20 protein-coding genes and 1 tRNA gene are annotated in these 21,097 nt (G+C 68.1%); 13 read left to right on the top strand and 8 right to left on the bottom strand.

Annotated elements, in window-relative coordinates; all coding sequences use genetic code 11:
* Nucleotides 1-19 precede the first annotated feature (19 nt).
* On the bottom strand, nt 20-1,369 hold the full coding sequence (locus tag ASG07_RS13065) for a cryptochrome/photolyase family protein (RefSeq protein WP_055847410.1): 1,350 nt from the start codon (nt 1,367-1,369) through the stop codon (nt 20-22).
* A 60-nt stretch (nt 1,370-1,429) separates the two neighbouring features.
* The gene (locus tag ASG07_RS13070) at nt 1,430-2,431 is read right to left on the bottom strand and encodes a histone deacetylase family protein (protein WP_082474805.1); all 1,002 of its coding nucleotides are present in this window, start codon (nt 2,429-2,431) and stop codon (nt 1,430-1,432) included.
* Nucleotides 2,432-2,475: 44 nt separating this feature from the next.
* Between ASG07_RS13070 and ASG07_RS13075 the strand changes: the two genes are divergently transcribed.
* From ASG07_RS13075 to ASG07_RS13100, 6 genes are all read left to right on the top strand, one after another.
* Nucleotides 2,476-3,462 carry an alpha/beta hydrolase gene (locus ASG07_RS13075; protein ID WP_055847414.1) on the top strand — a complete coding sequence of 329 codons (987 nt, stop codon included), beginning with the start codon at nt 2,476-2,478 and terminating at the stop codon, nt 3,460-3,462.
* The gene (locus tag ASG07_RS13080) at nt 3,459-3,941 is read left to right on the top strand and encodes an RNA pyrophosphohydrolase (RefSeq protein ID WP_055847417.1); all 483 of its coding nucleotides are present in this window, start codon (nt 3,459-3,461) and stop codon (nt 3,939-3,941) included. Before ASG07_RS13075 ends, ASG07_RS13080 begins: the two co-directional genes overlap by 4 nt.
* 82 nt (nt 3,942-4,023) lie before the next feature.
* The gene (locus ASG07_RS13085; RefSeq protein ID WP_055847420.1) at nt 4,024-4,923 is read left to right on the top strand and encodes a DUF481 domain-containing protein; all 900 of its coding nucleotides are present in this window, start codon (nt 4,024-4,026) and stop codon (nt 4,921-4,923) included.
* A gap of 19 nt (nt 4,924-4,942) precedes the next feature.
* Nucleotides 4,943-6,148: a hydrolase gene (locus ASG07_RS13090; RefSeq protein WP_201781025.1), complete on the top strand. Its 1,206-nt coding sequence runs from the start codon at nt 4,943-4,945 to the stop codon at nt 6,146-6,148.
* Entirely contained in the window at nt 6,145-7,161 is a 1,017-nt protein-coding gene (locus ASG07_RS13095; protein WP_055847424.1) for an arginine N-succinyltransferase, read from the top strand. Before ASG07_RS13090 ends, ASG07_RS13095 begins: the two co-directional genes overlap by 4 nt.
* A complete protein-coding gene (locus ASG07_RS13100) occupies nt 7,161-8,399 on the top strand; it encodes an N-succinylarginine dihydrolase (protein WP_055847428.1) in 1,239 nt (412 codons plus the stop codon). Before ASG07_RS13095 ends, ASG07_RS13100 begins: the two co-directional genes overlap by 1 nt.
* A gap of 4 nt (nt 8,400-8,403) precedes the next feature.
* On the opposite strand, the gene ASG07_RS13105 is transcribed toward ASG07_RS13100, so the two are convergent.
* The gene (locus tag ASG07_RS13105) at nt 8,404-8,931 is read right to left on the bottom strand and encodes a hypothetical protein (protein ID WP_055847431.1); all 528 of its coding nucleotides are present in this window, start codon (nt 8,929-8,931) and stop codon (nt 8,404-8,406) included.
* A gap of 100 nt (nt 8,932-9,031) precedes the next feature.
* Here ASG07_RS13105 and ASG07_RS13110 point away from each other — a divergent pair, with 100 nt between their 5' ends.
* Genes ASG07_RS13110 through ASG07_RS13125 form a run of 4 tightly spaced genes read left to right on the top strand, consistent with a single transcriptional unit; the run spans nt 9,032 to nt 12,905 of the window.
* On the top strand, nt 9,032-9,259 hold the full coding sequence (locus ASG07_RS13110; RefSeq protein ID WP_055847436.1) for a hypothetical protein: 228 nt from the start codon (nt 9,032-9,034) through the stop codon (nt 9,257-9,259).
* A gap of 49 nt (nt 9,260-9,308) precedes the next feature.
* Complete coding sequence (gene cysD / locus ASG07_RS13115) at nt 9,309-10,208, top strand: sulfate adenylyltransferase subunit CysD (RefSeq protein WP_055847439.1); 900 nt, start codon at nt 9,309-9,311, stop codon at nt 10,206-10,208.
* Nucleotides 10,209-10,254: 46 nt separating this feature from the next.
* Nucleotides 10,255-12,168, top strand: coding sequence for a sulfate adenylyltransferase subunit CysN (gene cysN / locus ASG07_RS13120; RefSeq protein ID WP_055847442.1), 1,914 nt, complete (start codon nt 10,255-10,257; stop codon nt 12,166-12,168).
* On the top strand, nt 12,150-12,905 hold the full coding sequence (locus tag ASG07_RS13125) for a 3'(2'),5'-bisphosphate nucleotidase CysQ (RefSeq protein ID WP_055847445.1): 756 nt from the start codon (nt 12,150-12,152) through the stop codon (nt 12,903-12,905). Before cysN ends, ASG07_RS13125 begins: the two co-directional genes overlap by 19 nt.
* Here ASG07_RS13125 and ASG07_RS13130 read toward each other — a convergent pair.
* Nucleotides 12,880-13,407: a hypothetical protein gene (locus tag ASG07_RS13130; protein ID WP_055847447.1), complete on the bottom strand. Its 528-nt coding sequence runs from the start codon at nt 13,405-13,407 to the stop codon at nt 12,880-12,882. The genes ASG07_RS13125 and ASG07_RS13130 overlap by 26 nt on opposite strands.
* 138 nt (nt 13,408-13,545) lie before the next feature.
* Here ASG07_RS13130 and ASG07_RS13135 point away from each other — a divergent pair, with 138 nt between their 5' ends.
* Nucleotides 13,546-14,742 carry an acyl-CoA dehydrogenase family protein gene (locus tag ASG07_RS13135; RefSeq protein WP_055848065.1) on the top strand — a complete coding sequence of 399 codons (1,197 nt, stop codon included), beginning with the start codon at nt 13,546-13,548 and terminating at the stop codon, nt 14,740-14,742.
* Nucleotides 14,742-15,830 (top strand): acyl-CoA dehydrogenase family protein, encoded by a 1,089-nt coding sequence (locus ASG07_RS13140; RefSeq protein WP_055847450.1) that lies wholly within the window; start codon nt 14,742-14,744, stop codon nt 15,828-15,830. The genes ASG07_RS13135 and ASG07_RS13140 overlap by 1 nt, the downstream gene beginning before the upstream one ends.
* Before the next feature lie 63 nt (nt 15,831-15,893).
* On the opposite strand, the gene ASG07_RS13145 is transcribed toward ASG07_RS13140, so the two are convergent.
* Entirely contained in the window at nt 15,894-17,063 is a 1,170-nt protein-coding gene (locus ASG07_RS13145) for an alpha-hydroxy-acid oxidizing protein (protein ID WP_055847453.1), read from the bottom strand.
* 107 nt (nt 17,064-17,170) lie between these two features.
* A tRNA-Arg gene (locus ASG07_RS13150) sits at nt 17,171-17,247 on the bottom strand.
* Between the two features lie 83 nt (nt 17,248-17,330).
* Here ASG07_RS13150 and ASG07_RS13155 point away from each other — a divergent pair.
* Nucleotides 17,331-17,837: a hypothetical protein gene (locus tag ASG07_RS13155; protein ID WP_055847457.1), complete on the top strand. Its 507-nt coding sequence runs from the start codon at nt 17,331-17,333 to the stop codon at nt 17,835-17,837.
* Between the two features lie 4 nt (nt 17,838-17,841).
* Here ASG07_RS13155 and ASG07_RS13160 read toward each other — a convergent pair whose 3' ends face one another.
* Nucleotides 17,842-20,070 carry a fused MFS/spermidine synthase gene (locus ASG07_RS13160; RefSeq protein ID WP_201781026.1) on the bottom strand — a complete coding sequence of 743 codons (2,229 nt, stop codon included), beginning with the start codon at nt 20,068-20,070 and terminating at the stop codon, nt 17,842-17,844.
* A complete protein-coding gene (gene hemB / locus ASG07_RS13165; RefSeq protein WP_055847461.1) occupies nt 20,070-21,059 on the bottom strand; it encodes a porphobilinogen synthase in 990 nt (329 codons plus the stop codon). Before hemB ends, ASG07_RS13160 begins: the two co-directional genes overlap by 1 nt.
* Nucleotides 21,060-21,097: the final 38 nt, after the last annotated feature.

Below are 21,097 nucleotides of genomic sequence, written 5' to 3' on the forward strand. Positions count from 1 at the left end.
CGACGCCCGGAGGGAAGCCCTACAGCGCCGCCGCCGCTGCCAATGCACGTTCGCGGGCTTCGCGGTGGCCGATGATCTTCGGCGGATAGCCCCTGGGCAGGCAACCGGCGGCCTCGGGATCGTGGATCGCGGTGTCTGGCACCTTGGCGAGTTCGGGCACCCAGCGGCGGATGTAATCGGCCGCATCGAACTTTTCCGACTGCGTCAGCGGGGCCATTATGCGGCTGAACATATTCGAATCAACGCCGGTGCCGGCGACCCACTGCCAGTTGACGGAATTGTTGCCGTAATCGGCATCGACCAGACAGTCCCAGAACCAGCGCTCCCCCTCCCGCCAGTCGATCAGCAAATGCTTGATGAGGAAGCTGGCTGTGATCATCCGGACGCGGTTGTGCATCCAGCCCGTCGTCCAGAGCTGACGCATGCCGGCGTCGACGATCGGATAGCCGGTATGGCCGGTCCGCCACGCCTTCAGGTCCGATGCCGCTTGCTTGCCGGTCCGCCATTGCAGCGCATCGTATTTGGGGCGGCCGTTGTCGGTGGCGTAATCGGGCAGCGCGAGGACGACGCCGTCGGTGAAATCGCGCCACGCCAGTTCCTTGCGCCAGGTCGTGCCGGACGTCGCGTGCCAGACGGTGCGCGGGGAGACTTCGCCGAAATGCAGGTGCGGCGACAGGCGGGAGCTTCCCTCCTCCGACGGCATGTTGCGGGCGGTGTCGTAGGCATCGGCCTTTTTCGCAAACGCTTTCAGGCGGTGAAGCGCCTCGTCCTCGCCGGGCACCCAATCCTCATCGAAGCCGGGAGACCAGTCGGGCTTGGTCGGCAGCAGGTCCCAGTGGGCGAGCGTCTCCGACTTCGGCCATGTCGCGGGTGCGGGGATATCGCGCGGCGCCGGATGGGGATGTTCCGGCGGGAGGTGGTTCTGGAGCGCCTTCCAGAAGGAGGAGTAGATGCGAAACTGGCCACCGGAGCCGGTGCGGACATCTTCGGGCCGCGCGAGGTGGTTGCCGTCATGAAGGCTGAGACGGTCGCCGAGCGCGGCCTCCGCCTTGCGCCACCACGGTTCGTAATGGCGGATGGCGTGGATCGTATCGGCACCCGTATCCTGCATCAACGAGGTCAGCACCTCCACGGCCTTGCCGCGGCGGAGGATCAGGCGGCTCCCCTTTTCTTCCAGCGCCTCCGCCAGCGCGGTCAGGCTGTGGTGGAGCCACCAGCGCTGCGCGCCGCCCATCCGCCATTCGCCGGGGGTGTCGTCATCTAGGATATAGACCGGGATCACCGGGCCTTCATGGGCGGCGGCGACGAGGGCGGGTTGATCGTGGAGGCGGAGGTCCTGGCGGAGCCAGAGGATCACGGGGTTCGGCATCGACGGGGGGTACGCTCCGGCGGGCCGTCGCGTTCCGTTGATGACCTAATCCTCCCCTCTTCAGGGGAGGTGGCGCGAATGCGCCGGAGGGGTAGCCTCAGGCGTCACCGCCCGTGGCTGCCCCTCCACCGGATTCGCCGCTCCGCTATCCCCCCGGGCCGGGGAGGATTCGAGCGCATCGCCCAGTGTCATGATCGCAGCGACATGGCGGCGGGCGATTTCCAGCGCGTCGTCGCCGTAGCCGCCGCCGACGGTACTCGCGAGCGGGATGCCGCGATCGGACACCAGCCGCGCCACCAGCCGCTCGCGACGTTCGAGGCCCGCCAGACTGAGCGACAGGCGACCGAGGCGGTCGTCGGCGAACGGGTCGACTCCGGCCTGATAGAGGATCAGGTCGGGCGCGAAACCATCGAGCATCGAAGTCAGCGTCGTCTCCAGCGTCGCGCAATAGTCGTCGTCGCCGATCCCGTCCGCCAACGGCACGTCGAGCGTCGATCGGGCCTTGCGAGCGGGGAAGTTCTTGTCGGCATGGATCGAATAGGTCGCGATCTGCGGATGGCCGGCGGTGAGCGCGGCGGTGCCGTCGCCCTGATGCACGTCGACATCGACGATCAGGATGCGGTCCACTGTACATTCCTCGATCAACCGCGTCGCGGCGACCGCCAGATCGTTGAACACACAATATCCGGCACCGGTATCGTGCAGCGCGTGGTGGCTGCCGCCCGCCGTATTGGCCGCGAAGCCGTGTTCCAGCGCGAGGTGCGCGGCGAGCCACGTTCCGCCCGGCACGGCGGCGGCGCGGGTGGCGACTTCGGGTGTGATCGGAAAGCCGATCCGGCGCGTCTTCAGGGGTGGCACGCGCGCCTCCAGCACCTCCGCGACGTAATCGGGATCGTGCGTCGCCTCCAGCCAGCGGACCGGCATCGGATCGGGTACATGCCACGTCAGCGCGTCGCCGCGTTCGCGCAGCAGGTCGCGGATCAGGCCGTTCTTGCCCCAGCGATAGGTGGACCGGGCGGGTGCGGGCGCGACATAGGCGGGGTGATGGACGACATGGATCACGGCCCCTAGGTAGGGTCGGCACGCCAGAAGCGCGAGGAGCAGGAATGACCGACGCCAGCCCGTATGTCCGCCCGGACGTCAGCAAGTTCCTGGAGTATCTCAACAACCTGCCCGGTCCGCGTACGTACCAGCTCGAACCGCCCGCCGCGCGTGCCGTGTATTCGGCGATGCCGGGCGTGGCGGAGCCGCCGATCGGTGAACTGGCGGTGATGCGAGACCTGACGATCCCCGGCCCCGGCGGGCCGATCAAGGCGAGGCTGTTCGACGCGCAGCAGACGCGCGTGCCGGGGCCGGCGATGGTCTTCTATCATGGCGGCGGCTTCGTGATCGGCGATCTCGAGAGCCATGCCAGCGCCTGTGCGGAAATCGCGCGCGTGCTGGATATCCCGGTGATCGCGGTCGATTACCGGCTGGCACCGGAAGCGAAATGGCCGGCCGCGCCGGACGATGCGGAGGCGGCGGCGCGGTGGGTGGCGGACAGCCCGGCGGATCTCGGGCGGAGCGTCACGGCGCTGGTGCTGTGCGGGGATAGCGCGGGGGGCAATCTGACGATCGTCACGGCGATGAGTTTGCGCGACCGGCCCGCGTCCGTGCCGGTGATCGTGCAGGCTCCGCTCTATCCGGCGGCGGACATGACCGGCGGCGACTATGCGTCGGTGCGGGCGTTCTCGAAGGGGTATCTGCTCGATCGCGAGACGCTGCTGTGGTTTCAGGACGCCTATGCCGCGGACCTGCATCACGCGCGCTCGTCGCCGCTGCATCAGCACATGGCGGGCATGCCGCCGGCCGTCGTCGTGACCGCCAGCCTCGACCCGATCCGCGATCAGGGGCGTGCCTATGTCGCGGCGCTGGCGCAGGCGGGGGTGCCGGTCGTGTACCGGGAGGCGGTGGGCAACATCCACGGCTTCCTCAACGTCCGCAAGGCGATCCCCTCGTCGCAGGCGGATGTCGCGGGCTTCCTGCTGGCAGTGAAGGCGATGATCGTCGAGATGGAAGGCGACCGTGTCACGCGGCAGGCGGCGGGATCGTGAGCGACCTGCCCTACCGCCCCTGTGCGGGCGTGATGCTGGTCAACCGTGACGGACTGGTGTTCGTCGGCCAGCGGCTCGATTCGACGCTGGAGGCTTGGCAGATGCCGCAGGGCGGGATCGATCCGGGCGAAGACGCGCTGACGGCGGCGACGCGGGAATTGCGGGAGGAGACGGGGGTCGTCGCCGACAGGGTCGAGCTGGTTGCGGAGGCCGGGCGCGACTTCACCTACGATCTGCCGACGGAGCTGATCGGCAAGGTGTGGAAGGGCAAGTGGCGAGGGCAGGTGCAACGCTGGTTCCTGTTCCGCTTTCTGGGCGAGGACCACGACGTCGATATCCGCACGCCGCATCCGGAGTTTCGTGCGTGGCGCTGGATCGAACCGGCGGAGCTGCCGCGCGTGATCGTGCCGTTCAAGCGCCAGCTGTACGAGGATGTACTGGCCGCATTTGCCGACCATCTGGACGTGCCGATCCGCTAGCCGATCTGGCGATCGGTCGCAGCCGGTTGCGAGCCGCCGACAATGTTATACTAGGACACCCGTGCTTACCCTCGTCCTTCTGATGAGCGCCCCGGTCGACGTGTCGGCCCCCGCTCCCTCCCCCCCGCAGCAGACCGCGGCTGGCGCGATGATCCCCGAGAATATCCGGGCGATGCTCGATGCGGCGCTCGATTCGGGCAACGAGGGCGAGGTTTCGACCATCGTCAAATACGCGCGCTCGGCCGATCCGCTGAGCGGCGATGCGGTGCTGGCGATCGCCGACAAATGGCGCGCGGATCGGGCCGCGGCGCGCGAGCGGGTGATCCGGCAGGCTAGCTTCCTGACGCTCTGGACGGGCAAGGCGGAGCTCGGCGGCTTCGTATCGACGGGCAATTCGGAGACGGCGGGGGGCAGCGCGGTCGTCGACCTGACGCGCGAGGGGCTGCAATGGCGGCACAAGTTCCGGGCGCAGGCAGACTATCAGGAAAGTCTGGGCATCACGACGCGCGAACATTACCTCGCCAGTTACGAACCCAATTACAAGTTTGGCGACCGCGCCTATGCGTACGGTGCGGCGCAATATGAGAGCGACAGGTTCCTCGGTTATTACGACCGTGTGGCGATATCGGGCGGTGCGGGGTACAGCGCGATCAAGGAAGCGAACATGCAGCTCGATCTGGAGCTGGGGCCGGCATACCGGCACACCGCCTTTACCGACGGCACCGTGCAGTCGAGCATCGCCGGGCGCGGAACGATCGATTTCCGCATCCGCATCCTGCCGGGGCTGGGCTTCACGCAGACCGCATCGGCCTATGTCCAGCGGTTCAATTCGACGGTGAACACCAACAGCGCGGTGCAGGCGAAGCTGATCGGGCCGCTGTCCGCGCAGCTGTCGTACAACGTCCAGTATGAGAGCATGCCGCCGGCCGGGCGCAAGACGACGGACACGATCAGCCGGGCGTCGCTGGTCTATTCCTTCTGACGCCGGTACATCCCTGCCGATGGCGGGGATGACTTCGAACGAGCAGGCCGTCGTCGCGCGGCTGGATGCGGCGGCGATGCTGGCACAGGTCGAGCACTGGGCGGCGATCAACAGCGGCACGCGCAATATCGACGGACTGGCGCGGATGGCGACGGTGCTGGCGGACGCGTTCGCCGTCCTACCGGGCGACGTGTCGCTGATCGAGCCGGCACCGGTCGAGAGCGTGGCGGCGGACGGGAATGTGTCGCCGTTGGCGCATGGCCGGCATCTGCTGGTGCGGGTGCGGCCCGATGCCGGACGGCGCGTGCTGCTGATGGGGCATATGGACACGGTCTATGGCGCGGACCACGCGTTCCAGACGCTGCACTGGCGTGAACCGGGCGTGCTGATCGGGCCGGGCGTGGCCGACATGAAGGGCGGGCTGGCGGCGATGCTGGCGGCGCTGGCGGCGATCGAGGCGGAGGGCGGTTGCGCGCTGGGGTATGACGTCCTCATCAACTCCGACGAGGAGACCGGATCGCTGTCGTCCGCCGCACTGATCGCGGAGGTGGCGGCCGGCAAGGTCGCGGCACTGGGATACGAGCCGGCGCTGGCGGACGGTACGCTGGTGGGCGCGCGCGGCGGCACGGGCAATTTTTCGATCGTGGTGCGCGGCAGGAGCGCGCATGCCGGGCGCAATCCCGAAGAGGGCCGCAACGCCATCGTCGCGGCGTCGGAGATCGCCGTGCGGCTGGCGGACGCACGCGGCGACGGGCTGTGGGTCAATCCGGCGCGGATTGAAGGCGGTGGGCCGAACAACGTCGTGCCCGAGCTGGCCGTGCTGCGCGTCAACTTCCGCCCGCGCGATGCCGGAGCAATCATGCGCGCACAGGCGGTGGTGGACCGGGTGACGGCGGACGTCGCAGGGCGGCGCAATGTGTCGGTGGCGGTGCATGGCGGGTTCAATCGCCCGCCCAAGCCGGTGGATGCGGGGGCGGAAGCATTGCAGGCGGTGATCGAGGATGCGGCGGGATCGCTGGGCATCGCGGTCGGCTGGCGCGATACCGGCGGGGTGTGCGACGGCAACAACATCGCCGCGGCGGGCGTGGCGGTGGTCGACACGATGGGCGTGCGCGGCGGCGCGATCCATTCCAGCGACGAGTTCCTGCTGGTCGACAGCCTCGTCGAACGCGCCGCGCTGACCGCCGTGACGATGCTGCGGATCGCGGCTAGGCTGCCTGTATGAGCCATCGCATCCGCGCCGCGACCGACGACGATCTTCAGCACCTTTACGAAATGGCGAAGCTGACCGGGGGCGGCTTCACGAACCTGCCGCCCGATCGCCGCGCACTGAAGGCAAAGCTGGACCGCAGTCACGAGGCGTTCGCGCGCCGGGACGAGGCGATCGAGGACGAGTTGTTCGTGCTGGTCCTGGAGGATGTCGAGAGCGGCGACGTGCGCGGCACGTGCCAGATCTTCACGCGGGTCGGGCAGCGGCACCCCTTCTACAGCTATCGGCTGGGGACGCTGACGCAGGCGAGCAAGGAGCTGGGGCGGACATTCCGCGCCGAGATGCTGACCCTGACCACCGATCTGGAGGGGGCGTCGGAGGTCGGCGGCCTGTTCCTGCATCCGGGCGAGCGGGCCGGCGGGCTCGGGCTGTTGCTGGCACGGGCGCGGTACCTGTTCATTGCGATGCACCGGAAGCGGTTCGCGGATCGGATCCTGGCGGAGTTGCGGGGGGTGATCGACGAGGCGGGCGGGTCGCCGTTCTGGGATGGGCTGGCCGGACGGTTTTTCGGCATGAATTTTCAGGACGCGGACCAGTTCAATGCGACGAACGGCCACCAGTTCATCGCCGACCTGATGCCGAAGCATCCGATCTATACGGCGATGCTGTCGGACCATGCGCGGGCGGTAATCGGCCTGCCCCACCCCAGCGGGCGCGCGGCGATGCGGATGCTGGAGAACGAAGGCTTCGCGTACGAGAATTACTGCGACATCTTCGATGGGGGACCGACGATGACGGCGCGGACCGATGCCGTGCGATCGATCCGGGAGGCGCGGGAGAGCCGTATCGTCGCGGTCGATCGCGACGGCGGCGCGGAGGCGCTGGTCGCCTGCGGCCACATGGCGGATTTCCGCTGTACTTTCGGGCTGGTGCGAGAGGCGGCGGACGGGATCGCGCTGTCCGCCGAGGCAGCGGCGACGCTGAACGTCGGCGAGGATGATCGCGTCATGCACGTCGGGCGGCTGTGATGCGCGAGATCAACTTCGACGGGATCGTCGGGCCGAGCCACAATTACGCGGGCCTGAGCCCGGGCAATCTGGCGGCGACGCGCAACGCCGGGCTGGTGTCGCGGCCGCGCGCGGCGGCGTTGCAGGGCCTCGCCAAGATGCGCGCGAACCTCGATCTCGGGCTGGTGCAGGGCATATTGCTGCCGCACCCGCGGCCCGACCGCGACTGGCTGGCGACGCTGGCGAGCGATGTAGAAGCAGCGGAGCCGCATCTGCTGGCGCAGGCGATGTCGGCGTCGGCGATGTGGGCGGCGAATGCGGCGACGGTGTCGCCCGCCGCTGACTGTGCGGACGGCCGGTGTCACCTGACCGTCGCCAATCTGGTGACGATGCCGCATCGCAGCCACGAATGGCCGGCGACGCTGGCGCAGCTGCGCGTCGCGTTCGTCGATCCGTCGTTCATGGTGCATGGCCCGGTGCCGGCCCCGTTCGGAGACGAGGGCGCGGCCAATCACATGCGGCTGTGCGAGCGGCATGGCGAGGCGGGCGTCGAGGTGTTCGTCTACGGGCGCAGTGGCGGCCCCTTCCCTGCCCGCCAGCATCGCGATGCGAGCGCCGCTGTCGCGCGGCGACACGGAGTCGGCCGCGCGCTGTTCGTGGAACAGTCGGAAGCGGCGATCGCGGCGGGCGCGTTCCACAACGATGTCGTCGCGGTGGCGAACGAGCGGGTGCTGTTCGCGCACGAGCAGGCATTCGCGGATCGTGACGGCTTCTATGCAGAATTGCGCGCGGCGCTGCCAGCGGTGGAGATCGTCGAGGTGCCGGCGGCGCGGGTTTCGCTGGCCGATGCGATTTCGAGCTATCTGTTCAACGCCCAACTGGTGACGCTGCCGGACGGGAGCATGTCGCTGATCGTGCCGGGCGAAGTGCGGGAGACGGAGCCCGTCTGGTCGTGGCTGATGGAGCATGTCGCCGGCAACGGACCGATCCGCCGCGTCGAGGTGGTGGACGTACGGGAATCGATGGCGAACGGCGGCGGACCGGCGTGTCTGCGGCTACGGGTGGTCGCCGACCCGGTAACGGTCGATCCGCGGTTTCTGGTCGACCATGCGCGGCTGGACCGGATTGCAGCAGTGATCGAGGCGCATTGGCCGGAGGAGATCGCGGCGGACGGGTTGCGCGACCCGGCACTGGTGGCGGCGGTCGAGGCGGCGCGGGCCGAACTGCTGCGAGCGCTGGACCTGAAGGCGCTCGCCTGACGCTTCAGCCGCGCCAGTTGGGGGTACGCGACAGGCGCGACAGCGCCGTGTGCGTCGGCTCTCGCGTGATTGCCACCGATAGCGCCGTCACGAGGCCGGGGATAAAGAACTGAGTGCCGCCACCCGGCAACAGACCTTCGAAAAAGCCGGCACCATGGTCCTTTTGCGCCAGCGCCTCGCCACGCCAGCCAATCAGTTGCTGGGCGGCGTCGAGTGTCAGGCAGCAGAACCAGCCCATATTGCTCCAGGATGATTTCACCGCCAGATCTGTCCGCGTGCCGGCGAGAATGTTGCGGCGGGTGAAGGCATTGCCGTCATACGTCGCCTCAAGCACGTCGTCGGCAAGGGCGGCGAGCATCTCCCCGTCGAACCACCATGCGCCCCGCTCCGGACCGGCGATGCCCGATCGCGATCCCGCGAGGCGGTAGAGTTTCAGCGGTCCGCCAAGGATGACACGGTCGGGAGTCCCGCGAAAACAACCCGCCTCCTCCGCCCCGATCATGATGCCTGCCGAACCGTTCAAAATCGTCATGAAGCCCCCACTCCTGTCGAATTAATTTACGATTTACCATGTCGGTTACGAAAACAACACGCACTTCCGCCATTGGCACCGGCCTTGCTAGGCTTCGCACATGTGGTCCCGATTCGCCCGGTTGTTCGTCATCAAGACCAAGTTCGAGGCGTTCCTCGTGATCTACGGTCTCGCCAACGGCGCGACGGAGCGGGGCGTGCATTACATGAACCAGTATCCTGGCTGGGGCGGCGTGATGCTGTTCGCGCTGTGCCCCGTCGCGGTGTTCATGGCGGGCGCGCGCATCCTCGATTCGCTGGAGCGCGAGCGGGCGGACTTTTGCGACTGACAGGATAAGTTGGTCGCATGGTGCGGCGACGTGACTATCTGAAGCGTCGATGAGTACGCTCACCCACCTTCAACGGCTCGAAGCCGACAGCATCCACATCCTGCGCGAGGTCGTCGCCGAGGCGGAGCGACCGGTGATGCTGTATTCCGTCGGCAAGGATTCGGCGGTGATGCTGCATCTGGCGAAGAAGGCGTTCGCGCCGGGGCGACCGCCCTTCTCGCTGCTGCATGTCGATACGACGTGGAAGTTCAGGGCGATGTACGACCTGCGCGACAAGGCGGCGGCGGACGCCGGCATGGAGTTGATCGTCCACAAGAACCCGGACGCGGTGGCGGCGGGGATCAACCCGTTCGATCATGGCGGGCGGCACACCGATCTGTGGAAGACGGAGGGATTGAAGCAGGCGCTGACCGCGGGCGGCTACGACGCGGCCTTTGGCGGCGCGAGGCGCGACGAGGAGAAGAGCCGCGCGAAGGAGCGCATCTTCTCGTTCCGGTCGGCCAGCCACGGCTGGGACCCGAAGGCGCAACGGCCCGAATTGTGGCGGCTGTACAATGCACGGCTGAACCGGGGCGAAAGCTTGCGCGTATTTCCGCTGTCGAACTGGACCGAGCTGGATATCTGGCAATACATCCTGGCCGAGGGGATCGAGATCGTGCCGCTCTACTTCGCGGCCCCTCGCCCTACCGTCGAGCGCGACGGTATGTTGCTGATGGTGGACGACGACCGGTTCCGCCTGCTGCCCGGTGAAGTGCCGGTGGAGCGATCGATCCGGTTTCGCACGCTCGGCTGCTACCCGCTGACCGGCGCGGTGGAGAGCCGGGCGGATACGCTGTCAGCGGTGATACAGGAAATGCTGCTGACGACGACCTCCGAGCGTCAAGGCCGCGCGATCGATCACGATCAGGCGGCGAGCATGGAGAAGAAGAAGCGGGAGGGATATTTCTGATGGGTGTGCTGATCGAAGCTCCCCTCCCTGAGAGGGAGAGGGCAGAATGACGGCCTACACCCCCGAGGCGCTGATCGGTGAGGATATCGACGCGTACCTCGCCGGCCATGCCGCGAAGACGATGCTGCGGTTCATCACCTGCGGGTCGGTGGACGACGGCAAGTCGACGCTGATCGGTCGCCTGCTGTATGATTCGAAGACCATCTTCGAGGATCAGCTCGCCGCGCTGGAGGCCGATTCTGTGCGGATGGGGACGCAGGGGGCGAATATCGACTTCGCGCTGCTGGTCGACGGGCTGGCGGCCGAGCGCGAGCAGGGCATCACGATCGACGTCGCCTACCGGTTCTTCGCGACCGAGAAACGCAAGTTCATCGTCGCCGACACGCCCGGACACGAGCAATATACGCGCAACATGGTCACGGGCGCGTCGACCGCCGATTGCGCCGTGATCCTCATCGACGCGCGCAAGGGCGTGCTGACGCAGACGCGGCGGCATAGCTGGCTGGCCCATCTGGTCGGCATTCGCGAGATCGTGCTGGCGGTGAACAAGATGGACCTGATCGGCCACGATCATGAGCGGTTCGACGCGATCGTTGCCGATTATGCCGAGTTTGCGAGGGGGATCGGCATCGAGCGCTTCACGGCGATTCCCCTGTCCGGACTGACCGGGGAGAACGTCGCAACGCCGTCACCGGCGATGGACTGGTATGACGGGCCGACGCTGCTGGCGCATCTGGAGGCGATACCGGTCGACAGCGACCGCTCGGCGGCGCGGCCGTTCCGGTTGCCGGTGCAGTGGGTGAATCGACCCGATCTCGATTTTCGCGGCTTTTCGGGGATGATCGCGAGCGGCGGCGTGGCGGTCGGCGACCGGGTGCGCGTGGTGCCGTCCGGGCGCAACACCTCGGTGGCGCGTGTCCTGACCGCCGACGGCGAGCGCGGGCATGCGACGGCGGGCGAGTCGGTGACGCTGGTGCTGGCGGACGAAGTGGATTGTTCGCGCGGGGACGTGATCGCCGCGGCGGATGCACCGCCCCAGGCTGCCGACCAGATGCTCGCGACGATCGTGTGGATGGCGGACCAGCCGCTGGTGCCCGGACGCGGATACTGGCTGAAGCTGGGCACGCAGATGGTCAATGCGACGGTGCAGCCGCCGCGCCACACCGTCGATGTTAACACGCAGGCGGAGGTCGCGGCGACGACGCTGGCGCTCAACGATATCGGCGTGGCGGAGGTCTATACCGATCGGCCGATCGTGTTCGAGCCGTATGAGGAGGGTGCCGATCTGGGCGGCTTCATCCTGATCGATCGCGCGAGCAACGCGACGGTCGCGGCGGGGATGGTGCAGCATGCGCTGGCGCGGGCCACCGACGTCCACTGGCAGTCGGTGGATGTGACGCGGGAGGCGCATGCCCGGCAGAAAGGGCAGTCGCCGCGGGTGCTGTGGTTCACCGGCCTGTCGGGATCGGGCAAGTCGACGATCGCCAATCTGGTCGAGAAGAAGCTGCACGCGTTAGGCAAGCACAGCTTCTTGCTGGACGGCGACAATATCCGGCATGGGCTGAACCGCGATCTCGACTTCTCGGATGCGGGGCGGATCGAGAACATCCGGCGGATCGGCGAGGTCGCACGGTTGATGGCGGACGCCGGGCTGATCGTGTTGACCGCGTTCATTTCGCCGTTCCGGGCGGAGCGGGCGATGGTGCGGTCGCGCCTGCCGGCGGGCGAGTTCGTGGAGATCTTCGTCGATACGCCACTGGCGACGGCGGAGGCGCGCGATCCGAAGGGCCTGTACGCCAAGGCGCGGGCGGGTGAGATCCGGGACTTCACCGGCATCTCCAGCCCCTACGAAGCGCCGGAGCGGCCAGAGATCAGGATCGACACGACGCGCGAAACTCCCGAAGCTGCGGCCGAGCGGATCGTGGAGTATGTCGTTGGCGTATGGAGCCACGAGTTGTGACGGACACCGAGCTCGCCGCCGCCATCGCCAACGAGGCTGGCGACCTGCTGCGCGCGATCCGGGCGGAGCGTGCCGAGACGGGCCGGGCGCTGGGCGATCGCGGCGACCGGGAAGCCAACACGCTGATCCTGCGCCGGCTGGCGGAAGCGCGGCCGGACGACTTCATCCTGTCCGAAGAGAGCCTGGATGACCGCGCGCGGTGCGGGGCGCGGCGGGTGTGGATCGTCGATCCGCTGGACGGGACGCGGGACTATGCCGATGGGCTGGACGACTGGGCTGTCCATATCGGACTGGCGATCGACGGTCGGCCAGCGTTCGGGGCGGTGGCGGTGCCGCAATGGGGCCAGGTCTGGTGCACGGATCACGCGCGGGTCGCCGCCCCTCCCCCGCCCGGCAGGCCGCGGGTCGTCGTCAGCCGGACGCGCTGCCCCGACATCGCGCAGCGGGTCGCCACCGCGCTCGATGCGGAGATGCTGGGCATGGGATCGGCGGGTGCGAAGGCGATGGCGGTCGTGGACGGGCGCGCCGACATCTATCTGCATGCCGGCGGACAGTATGAATGGGACAATTGCGCGCCCGCCGCAGTGGCGCTGGCGGCGGGGCTGCACGCGTCGCGGATCGACGGCAGTCCTTTGGTCTATAACTGTGCGGACCCGTTGCTGCCCGACCTGTTGATCTGCCGGCCGGAGCTGGCGCAGCAGGTGCTGGGCGTCATCGCGCAGGCTGGTACAGCCTAGCCATCACGCGCGCGTAGAGCGTGTCGCCATCGATGGCCTGCGCGATCATCGGCTCCGTGGGATCGGGCGTGACACCGTCGCCCGGAAAGTAGCCGATGCGATCGGTGACGACGGGCGCGCCGAGCGCGGCGTAGAAGGCAACCAGTGCCTCGACGGCCCGCTTGGCGCGGGCATAGTCGCTGTCGCTGTCGATCCAGCCCGACGAGGGCACGAAGATGCCCGCATAGTCGCGCCAATCCGTCAAATGGCGGACGACGCGCTCGACGTGGCCGGCAGGATCGCCATCCGCATAGGCGCAGTCGAATAGATAAGCGGGGGCGGCGGCACGGGCGACGGTAACGGGATCGGCAGGATCGGTCAGCACCAGAAAACCGTCGTCGTGTAGCCGGCGCGCGAAGGCCGAGCCGACGCGGCCGCCGGCGCCCAGTACGATCGCACACCCCGCAGCACCCACCGTGTCGCCGCGGCGCATTGCGGCCACGGCCGCCTGCCATTCACTCATTCGATGCCCCTTTGATGAACATCGTGACATGTAGCAACAATCGACGCAACGACGCCAATTATCGAATATCCGGTATGGAAGCGTTTGCGTCCGCGACCGGGCGTGATATGCCGACCGTACAAGATACGGAGACGGATGATGGACCTCAGCTTCACGCCCGACGAGGAGGCTTTCCGCGATGAGGTACGCAGCTTCCTGAAGGAGAAGCTTCCCGCACGGCTGTCGAACAAGGTCGCGCACGGCCTGTCGCTGACCAGGGAAGACATGGTCGAATGGCACGCTGTCCTGAATGCGCGTGGCTGGCTGGCGAGCCATTGGCCGGAGCAATATGGCGGGCCGGGCTGGACGGTCGTTCAGCGGTCGATCTTCGAGGACGAAATCGCCCGCGCAAATGCGCCTCGGATCGTGCCGTTCGGGCTGAGCATGCTCGCCCCCGTGCTCATCAAATACGGCAGCGAGGAGCAGAAGCAGCACTACCTCCCGCGCATCCTGGATGGCACCGACTGGTGGTGCCAGGGCTATTCGGAGCCGGGCGCGGGATCGGATCTCGCCAGCCTGAAGACAAGCGCGGTCCGGGACGGTGACCATTATGTCGTCAACGGCCAGAAGACGTGGACGACGCTGGGCCAGTTCGCGGACTGGATTTTCTGCCTCGTCCGCACCGATCCTGCCGCGAAGGCACAGGAGGGCATCTCGTTCCTGCTGATCGACATGAAGTCGCCCGGCATCGAGGTACGGCCGATCGTGCTGCTGGATGGCGATGCAGAGGTGAACGAGGTGTTCTTCACCGACGTACGCGTGCCGGTGGAGAACCTCGTCGGGCAGGAGAACAGGGGCTGGACCTATGCCAAATACCTGCTGACCTACGAGCGGACGAATATCGCGGGGGTCGGATCGTCGGCGGCGGCGTTCGACCGGTTGCGCACCGTCGCGGGCAAGATCACGCGGGGCGGTCGCAAGCTGGTCGACGACCCGCTGTTCGCCGCGCGGATGGCACGGATCGAGATCGACCTCGCCAATATGGCGACGACCAACATGCGCGTCGTCGCGGCGGCGGCGGGGGGCGGTGCGCCGGGGGCGGAGAGCTCGATGCTGAAGATCAAGGGCACGGAAATCCGGCAGGCGATCACCGCCCTCTCCCGCCGCGCCTATGGTCCCTATGCGATCCCGTTCATCCCGGAGGCGCTGGAGGAGGGTTACAACGGCGAGCCGGTCGGGCCGGAGGACGCCGGCGCGGCCGCTCCGACCTATTTCAACATGCGCAAGCTGTCGATCTTCGGGGGATCGAACGAAGTGCAGAAGAACATCATTTCCAAGATGATCGTGGGGCTCTGATGGATTTTCAGCATAGCGAGGACCGGCAGATGCTGGCCGACACGCTACGCCGCTATCTGGCGGACGCGGCGCCGGTCGATGCGCGCAACAAGGCTGCGTATGGCGAGACGGGATATTCGCCCGAGGTTTGGGCTGGGCTGGGCGAACTCGGGATCGCGGGCGCGCTGTTCGGCGAGGATATCGGCGGGTTCGGCGGCAGCGGCTTCGACATCATGGTGGTATTCGAGGAACTGGGCAGGGCGCTGGCGGTGGAACCGTTCCTCGGCACGCTGATGGTCGGCCGCGCGCTGGCGGCGGCGGGCGAGGTGCCGGAGGGCATCGTCGCGGGCACCACGATCGCGGCGTTCGCCCATGCCGAGCCGCAAGACCGCGCGCCGGACGAGCCGCTGATGACCCGCGCGACGCGGGACGGAGATGGCTGGACGCTAACCGGCGCGAAGGCGGTCGTGGCGCAGGCGGAGGCGGCGGACGTGCTGCTGGTATCGGCCCAGACCGACGCCGGTGTCGCGCTGTTCGTCGTGCCGAAAGGGGCGGAGGGGCTGACGATCGACGGTTACAATACCGTCGACGGCGGGCGCGCGGGCGAGGTCCGGCTGGACGGCGTGCGCGTCGCGGAGGCGGTCGGCGGCGATGCCGGGGCCGCGCTCGCGGCGGCGGAGGCGGCGGGACTGCTGGCGCTGTCGGCGGAGGCGCTGGGCGCGATGGATATCGCGAAGACGGCGACGATCGAATATCTCCAGACACGCAAGCAGTTCGGCGTGCCGATCGGCAAGTTCCAGGCGCTTCAGCATCGTATCGCCACCGTGCTGCTGGAGGTGGAGCAGGCGCGCTCCGCCGTCATCAATGCGGCCGACGCGTTCGGGAAGCCGGGTGCCGACCGTGCGTTGGCGGCGGCGAAGTACACCGTCGGCGCGACGGGGCAGCTGGTCGCGGAGGAAGCCATCCAGCTTCACGGCGGCATCGGCATGACGTGGGAGTTGCCGCTGTCCCATTACGCCAAGCGGCTGACGATGATCGATCACCAGCTGGGCGATCAGGACGAGCATCTGCAGCGCTACATCGCGCTGGGCAGGGCGGAGGCGGCGTAGAAACCGGGGTGGCGTGACGAAAGGCATACGGCTGGCTGTGCCGGGCGCGTGTAACCCACGTCCTTACCGGTCGGCGAGATACTCCCGCCCCAGCCCGGCGACCGAGTGACAGCCGATCAGACCCAGCGTCAGATCGAGTTCGGCGACGACATTGTCGATGACCGCCGTGACTCCGTCCGCACCGTCGATCGCCAGTCCCCATATATAGGGTCGCCCGAGCAGCACGGCGTCCGCGCCCAGCGCCAGTGCCTTGACGACATCGGCCCCGCCACGGATGCCGCTGTCGAACAGGACGCGGGCGCGGCCGGCGACCGCGTCGACGCAGGCCGCGAGTTGCGATGCCGAGCCGACCGCGCCGTCGACCTGCCGGCCGCCGTGATTGGACACGACGATGCCGTCCCATCCCTCCTCCGCAGCGCGTTGCGCGTCGGCGGGGTGCTGGATGCCCTTGAGCACGACGGGCAGGTGCGTCCACTCGCGGATCCTGCGCAGGCGGGTCCAGTCGACGCCGGGATCGGAGTAGATTTGCGTGAACAGCTGCGCGGCGGCGAGCGGGTCCTCCTTCGGCGGCCGGGCGAGCATGCTGCGAAACACCGGGTCGGTGACATATTGCGCGATCCCCTGCCCCTTCAGGAACGGCAGGAAGCCGTGGCCGAGATCGACGGGTCGCCAGCCCAGCATCGTCGTGTCGAGCGTCACGACGATCGCATCGCATCCGCACGCCTCCGCGCGGCGCACCAGCGACTCGGCGAGCGCGTCGGAGCGCGTCCAGTAGAGCTGAAACCAGCGCGGCGCGTCGCCCATCGCGGCGGCGCAGTCCTCCATCGCGACGGACGCCTGATTGGAGAAGATCATCGGGATACCACGCACCGCCGCGCCCATCGCCGTGGCGAGATCGGCATCGGGATGCGCCAGGTCCTGAACACCAATCGGGGCGAGCAGCACGGGGGCGGGCAGACGGCGGCCGAACAGCTCCACCGACAGGTCGCGCTTGGCCACGTCCCGGAGCATCCGCGGGACGAGGCGGATCGCATCGAGCGCCGCGCGATTGGCGCGCGCCGTTGCCTCCGCGCCGGCCGAACGCAGATAGCCTGATGCTTCGGGCGTCATCGTCGCCCCGGCCTTCGCCTCCAGTTCGTCGATGCGGAACGGGACAGTTGCGCGGTGGCCCATCAGGCCAGCCGCATAGGTCTGCGCCAGCCGCAGGGGACCGGGGGCGGGATGGTCGGTCATGATCCTCTCCGTGCTTTTGCGGGAGGATAGCGGCCGATGCGCGTTTCGATAGGCCATAAACGGGAAAAGCCGAACCGTCGCCGGTCCGGCTTTTCAGGAGTTCCAAATGGTGCGCCCGGAACGATTCGAACGTCCGACCCTCAGATTCGTAGTCTGATGCTCTATCCAGCTGAGCTACGGGCGCGCAATGGAGGTGCGCTCTTAGCAGGCTCCTCCGGGGTGGCAAGTCCGTTGCGCGGAAAAAGTGGCGCTTCTAGGGGTGACAGCATGAAACAGGTCCTGCCCGCGCTGCTCGTCTCGTCGTTCGTTCTGTTGGGCGCGTGTGCGCGGGATGCCAGCGTCTATCCGTCGCTTGCCGTGCGGCCGACGGAGAAGGTCGGGTTCGCGGAGCCCGCGCCGCCGCCGCCAGAGCCGCTGAAGGTCGACGTCGCGCTGGACGCGAAGATCGCCGACCTGACGGCGCGGCTGGCGGCGGTGACAAGCGGTTTCGACCGGGATGCGGCGCGCGCGGAGACGGCGGCGCGCGCGGCGAAGGGGCGTGCGGTCGGCAGCGATGCGTGGCTGGATGCGCAGACGGCGCTGGGTTCGCTCGACGACTGGCGCGCGCAGGCGAGCGGGCTGGCGAGCGAGGCCGGCGATCTGGCGACCGCGCGGGCGGCGGCGCTGGAGCCGCCCTATCCGACGCTTGATTCGATCCAGCATCGGATCGCGGCGGAGGGCAATCGGCACACCGCAACGATCGACCGGTTGCAGGCGGCCCTGCCCGCCGCCTGATCGCCTAGAAGTGCTTCAACAGCGGCAGGATCGTCGAATAATCGTCGGTCCACGCCGCCATCCCCGGCCGCGGCCGGATATCGCGCCAGTCGGGTTCCTGCCGGCGGAGCGTGGCCAGCACGGCGAGATCGCGTGACAGCGCCACCCACAGCGACGATGAGGCATCGCGTTCCAGCGAGGACGGCCGGTAGTTCATCACCGCCGCATGCCAGCCGCCGGCCTTCGCCGCCGCGGCGACCACCGGCTCCAGATCGAGGAAGCGGTTGGAGATGTGGACCAGCACCAGACCGCGCGGCGACATGACGCGGGCATAGGTCGCGAACGCCTCCCGCGTCATCAGGTGCATCGGTACCGCGTCCGACGAGAAGGCGTCGAGCGCGAGCAGGTCGAGCGACGACGCCTGTTCGGCGGCGAGGCTGAGGCGGGCATCGCCGAGCCGGATCGTCGGGTTCGGCAGGCAGCGCGACAGGTAGGTGAACTGGCCGGTATCGCGGGCGATGCGGATGACGGCGGGATCGATCTCGTAGAAGCGCCAGCTTTGACCGGGCCGGGCATAGCAGGACAGCGTGCCGGTGCCGAGACCGACGACGCCGATGCGGGCCGCCGGACCATAGAGCGCGGGGGCAGCCCGCATCGCCTGACCGACGCCGGAGCCGGGAGCGTAATAGGTCGTCGGCGTCTTTTCCCGGGCAACGCTGCCGCGCAACTGGATGCCGTGGACGGTCGTGCCGTGATCGAGTTCGCGGACACGGTCGTCGCCACGCACGGTGTAGACGCCGAAATAGCTGCGCGTGCGAGCGCCGGGGTCGAGCGACAGCGCGATCGAGCGATAGCCGCCGAAGATCATCAGTGCGGCGGCGAGAACGCAGAGATAGGCCGGACGGAAGCCGATCGTGGCGAGGCCGATCGCCGCGACGATGATGAAGGCGAAACCGTCATGGCCTTCGCCGAACAGGGCCGCCGGACCGTTGAAGCGGAGGAGGATCAGGATGCCGATCGCCAGCCCGACCGTCAGAAAGGCGATGCGCCGGGTCGTGCCGACGAACCAGACATCGCGGATGGCGTTGGTCAGGAAGGTCTGCGGCGCGAGCGCCCCCGCCGCGAGGATCAGGATCGGATATTCGTAGGTCCAGTCGAACAGCACGGGCGCGAGCAATCCGGCGAATACGCCACCCAGCGCACCGCCCAGCGACATCGCCAGATAGAATCCGGTCAGCCGGTCGGGCGCGGGGCGCGAGCGGTACATGGCGGTATGCAGCGCGACCGACACCATGAACAGCAGCAGCAGCGATACGCCCAGGCTGAACCACGGCCCCTGATTGTAGCCGGCCATCATGACGCCGCCGAACAGCAGGATGGTGACCGGCGCGATGCGGGTGATGAGGTCGGCGGGCGCGCGATTGTCGGCAAAGGCGATCGTGAAGCTGAGCAGATACAGGCCGAGCGGCAGCACCCAGAGCAGCGGCATCGCGACGATGTCGGTGGTGATGTATGTCGAGGTCGCGAGCATCAGCCCCGACGGCACCAGCGCGAGCGCGATCCAGCGGACGACGGCGGCGCGCGCGGGCGGAGGGCTGTCGGCGCGGACATGCGCCTCGGCCGGCGTCCGTGGCAGCAGGCCGGCGCAGGCGAGGACGAACGCGATGACGAGGACATAGCCGCCGCTCCACATCAGGCTTTGCTCGTGAAGCGCCAGACCGGGTTCGACCAGCAGCGGATAGGCGATCAGCCCGGCGAAGCTGCCGAAATTGGACGCCGCGTAGAGCGCATAGGGATCGCGCCCGCCGCTCGCGAGGGAGAACCAGCGCTGGATGAGCGGCGCTTGCGCGGAGACGGCGAAGAACAGCGGGCCGATCGATCCGAGCAACAGCCACGGCACCCACACCGCCGGCTGCGCATCGGGCGGCAGATCGGCGGACATCAGCCCGATCGGCAGCCACAGCGCGGCGACCAGCAGCACGCCGATATGGATCGCAGCCTGCATCCGCGGGCGCACGCGGCCGAGCGCATGGGCATAGGCATAGCCGCCGAGCAGCAGCGCCTGATAGACCAGCATCGCCGAGTTCCACACGGCGGGCGCACCGCCCAGCCGCGGCAACGCCATCCGCGCGACCATCGGCTGGACGAGGAACAGCAGGAACGACCCGGCAAGGATCGTCGCGACGAACAGCGCGCGACCCAGAGGAGTAGTGCCGGAGATGCGGGAGGTTATCCCGTCACGATCCCCGGCCATCACGCTCCGAGCAACCGGGCAGCATGTGCTGCGTGATAGGTGAGGACGCCCGAACATCCCGCCCGCTTGAACGCCATCAGCGTCTCCAACACCAGCGCATCGCGGTCGCCGGCCCCCACCGCGGCCGACGCCTCGATCATCGCGTATTCGCCGGACACCTGATAGGCGAAGACGGGCACCTCGAACCGGGTCTTCACGGCGCGGACGATGTCGAGATAGGGCAGGCCCGGCTTGACCATGATCGTGTCCGCCCCCTCCGCAAGATCGAGCGCGACCTCGCGCAGCGCCTCTTCCGCATTAGCGGAGTCCATCTGATAGGTCTTCTTGTCCCCCTTCAGCAGGCCGCGCGAACCAACCGCGTCACGAAACGGGCCGTAGAAGGCGGACGCGTATTTGGCCGCGTAGCTCATGATCTGGACGTTGTGGTGGCCGCCCTGCTCCAGCGCCGCGCGGATCAGGCCGATGCGCCCATCCATCATATCGGACGGCGCGACGATGTCGGCTCCCGCCTCCGCCTGCACCAGCGCCTGCCCGATCAGCATGTCGGCGGTCGTGTCGTTGACGACATAGCCGGTGGCATCGACCAGCCCGTCATGGCCGTGGCTGGTATAGGGATCGAGCGCGACGTCGGTCAGCACGCCGACCTCCGGAACGGTATCCTTCAACGCGCGGATGGCGCGGCACATCAGGTTGTCGGGGTTCAGCGCCTCCCGCCCGTCGTCGCTGCGCAGGTGCGCAGGAGTGTTGGGGAACAGCGCGATGCACGGGATGCCGAGATCGCGAGCCTCCCGTCCGCGGGCGACGATACCGTCGACCGACCAGCGCGACACGCCCGGCAGGCTGGCGACCGGCTCCTCCACCCCCTGCCCTTCGGTCACGAACAGCGGCCAGATCAGGTCGGCGGGCGTGAGCACGTTTTCCGCGTGCAGGCGACGGCTCCAGCCGGAGGCGCGGGTACGGCGAAGGCGGACGGCGGGATAGGACGACATGCCGGACGCTTTGCGGGATCGAACGCGCGGTCGCAAGC

Source organism: Sphingomonas sp. Leaf343 (assembly GCF_001423765.1).
Taxonomy (GTDB): Bacteria; Pseudomonadota; Alphaproteobacteria; order Sphingomonadales; family Sphingomonadaceae; genus Sphingomonas.

What these genes read in the sequence shown, in the direction of transcription:
- ASG07_RS13065 (WP_055847410.1), bottom strand. Translation starts at nt 1,369, where the DNA reads ATGCCGAACCCCGTGATCCTCTGGCTCCGCCAGGACCTCCGCCTCCAC.
- ASG07_RS13075 (WP_055847414.1), top strand. Translation starts at nt 2,476, where the DNA reads ATGACCGACGCCAGCCCGTATGTCCGCCCGGACGTCAGCAAGTTCCTG.
- ASG07_RS13085 (WP_055847420.1), top strand. Translation starts at nt 4,024, where the DNA reads ATGAGCGCCCCGGTCGACGTGTCGGCCCCCGCTCCCTCCCCCCCGCAG.
- ASG07_RS13090 (WP_201781025.1), top strand. Translation starts at nt 4,943, where the DNA reads ATGGCGGGGATGACTTCGAACGAGCAGGCCGTCGTCGCGCGGCTGGAT.
- ASG07_RS13095 (WP_055847424.1), top strand. Translation starts at nt 6,145, where the DNA reads ATGAGCCATCGCATCCGCGCCGCGACCGACGACGATCTTCAGCACCTT.
- ASG07_RS13100 (WP_055847428.1), top strand. Translation starts at nt 7,161, where the DNA reads ATGCGCGAGATCAACTTCGACGGGATCGTCGGGCCGAGCCACAATTAC.
- ASG07_RS13105 (WP_055847431.1), bottom strand. Translation starts at nt 8,931, where the DNA reads ATGACGATTTTGAACGGTTCGGCAGGCATCATGATCGGGGCGGAGGAG.
- ASG07_RS13110 (WP_055847436.1), top strand. Translation starts at nt 9,032, where the DNA reads ATGTGGTCCCGATTCGCCCGGTTGTTCGTCATCAAGACCAAGTTCGAG.
- cysD (WP_055847439.1), top strand. Translation starts at nt 9,309, where the DNA reads ATGAGTACGCTCACCCACCTTCAACGGCTCGAAGCCGACAGCATCCAC.
- cysN (WP_055847442.1), top strand. Translation starts at nt 10,255, where the DNA reads ATGACGGCCTACACCCCCGAGGCGCTGATCGGTGAGGATATCGACGCG.
- ASG07_RS13125 (WP_055847445.1), top strand. Translation starts at nt 12,150, where the DNA reads ATGGAGCCACGAGTTGTGACGGACACCGAGCTCGCCGCCGCCATCGCC.
- ASG07_RS13130 (WP_055847447.1), bottom strand. Translation starts at nt 13,407, where the DNA reads ATGAGTGAATGGCAGGCGGCCGTGGCCGCAATGCGCCGCGGCGACACG.
- ASG07_RS13135 (WP_055848065.1), top strand. Translation starts at nt 13,546, where the DNA reads ATGGACCTCAGCTTCACGCCCGACGAGGAGGCTTTCCGCGATGAGGTA.
- ASG07_RS13140 (WP_055847450.1), top strand. Translation starts at nt 14,742, where the DNA reads ATGGATTTTCAGCATAGCGAGGACCGGCAGATGCTGGCCGACACGCTA.
- ASG07_RS13145 (WP_055847453.1), bottom strand. Translation starts at nt 17,063, where the DNA reads ATGACCGACCATCCCGCCCCCGGTCCCCTGCGGCTGGCGCAGACCTAT.
- ASG07_RS13155 (WP_055847457.1), top strand. Translation starts at nt 17,331, where the DNA reads ATGAAACAGGTCCTGCCCGCGCTGCTCGTCTCGTCGTTCGTTCTGTTG.
- ASG07_RS13160 (WP_201781026.1), bottom strand. Translation starts at nt 20,070, where the DNA reads ATGGCCGGGGATCGTGACGGGATAACCTCCCGCATCTCCGGCACTACT.
- hemB (WP_055847461.1), bottom strand. Translation starts at nt 21,059, where the DNA reads ATGTCGTCCTATCCCGCCGTCCGCCTTCGCCGTACCCGCGCCTCCGGC.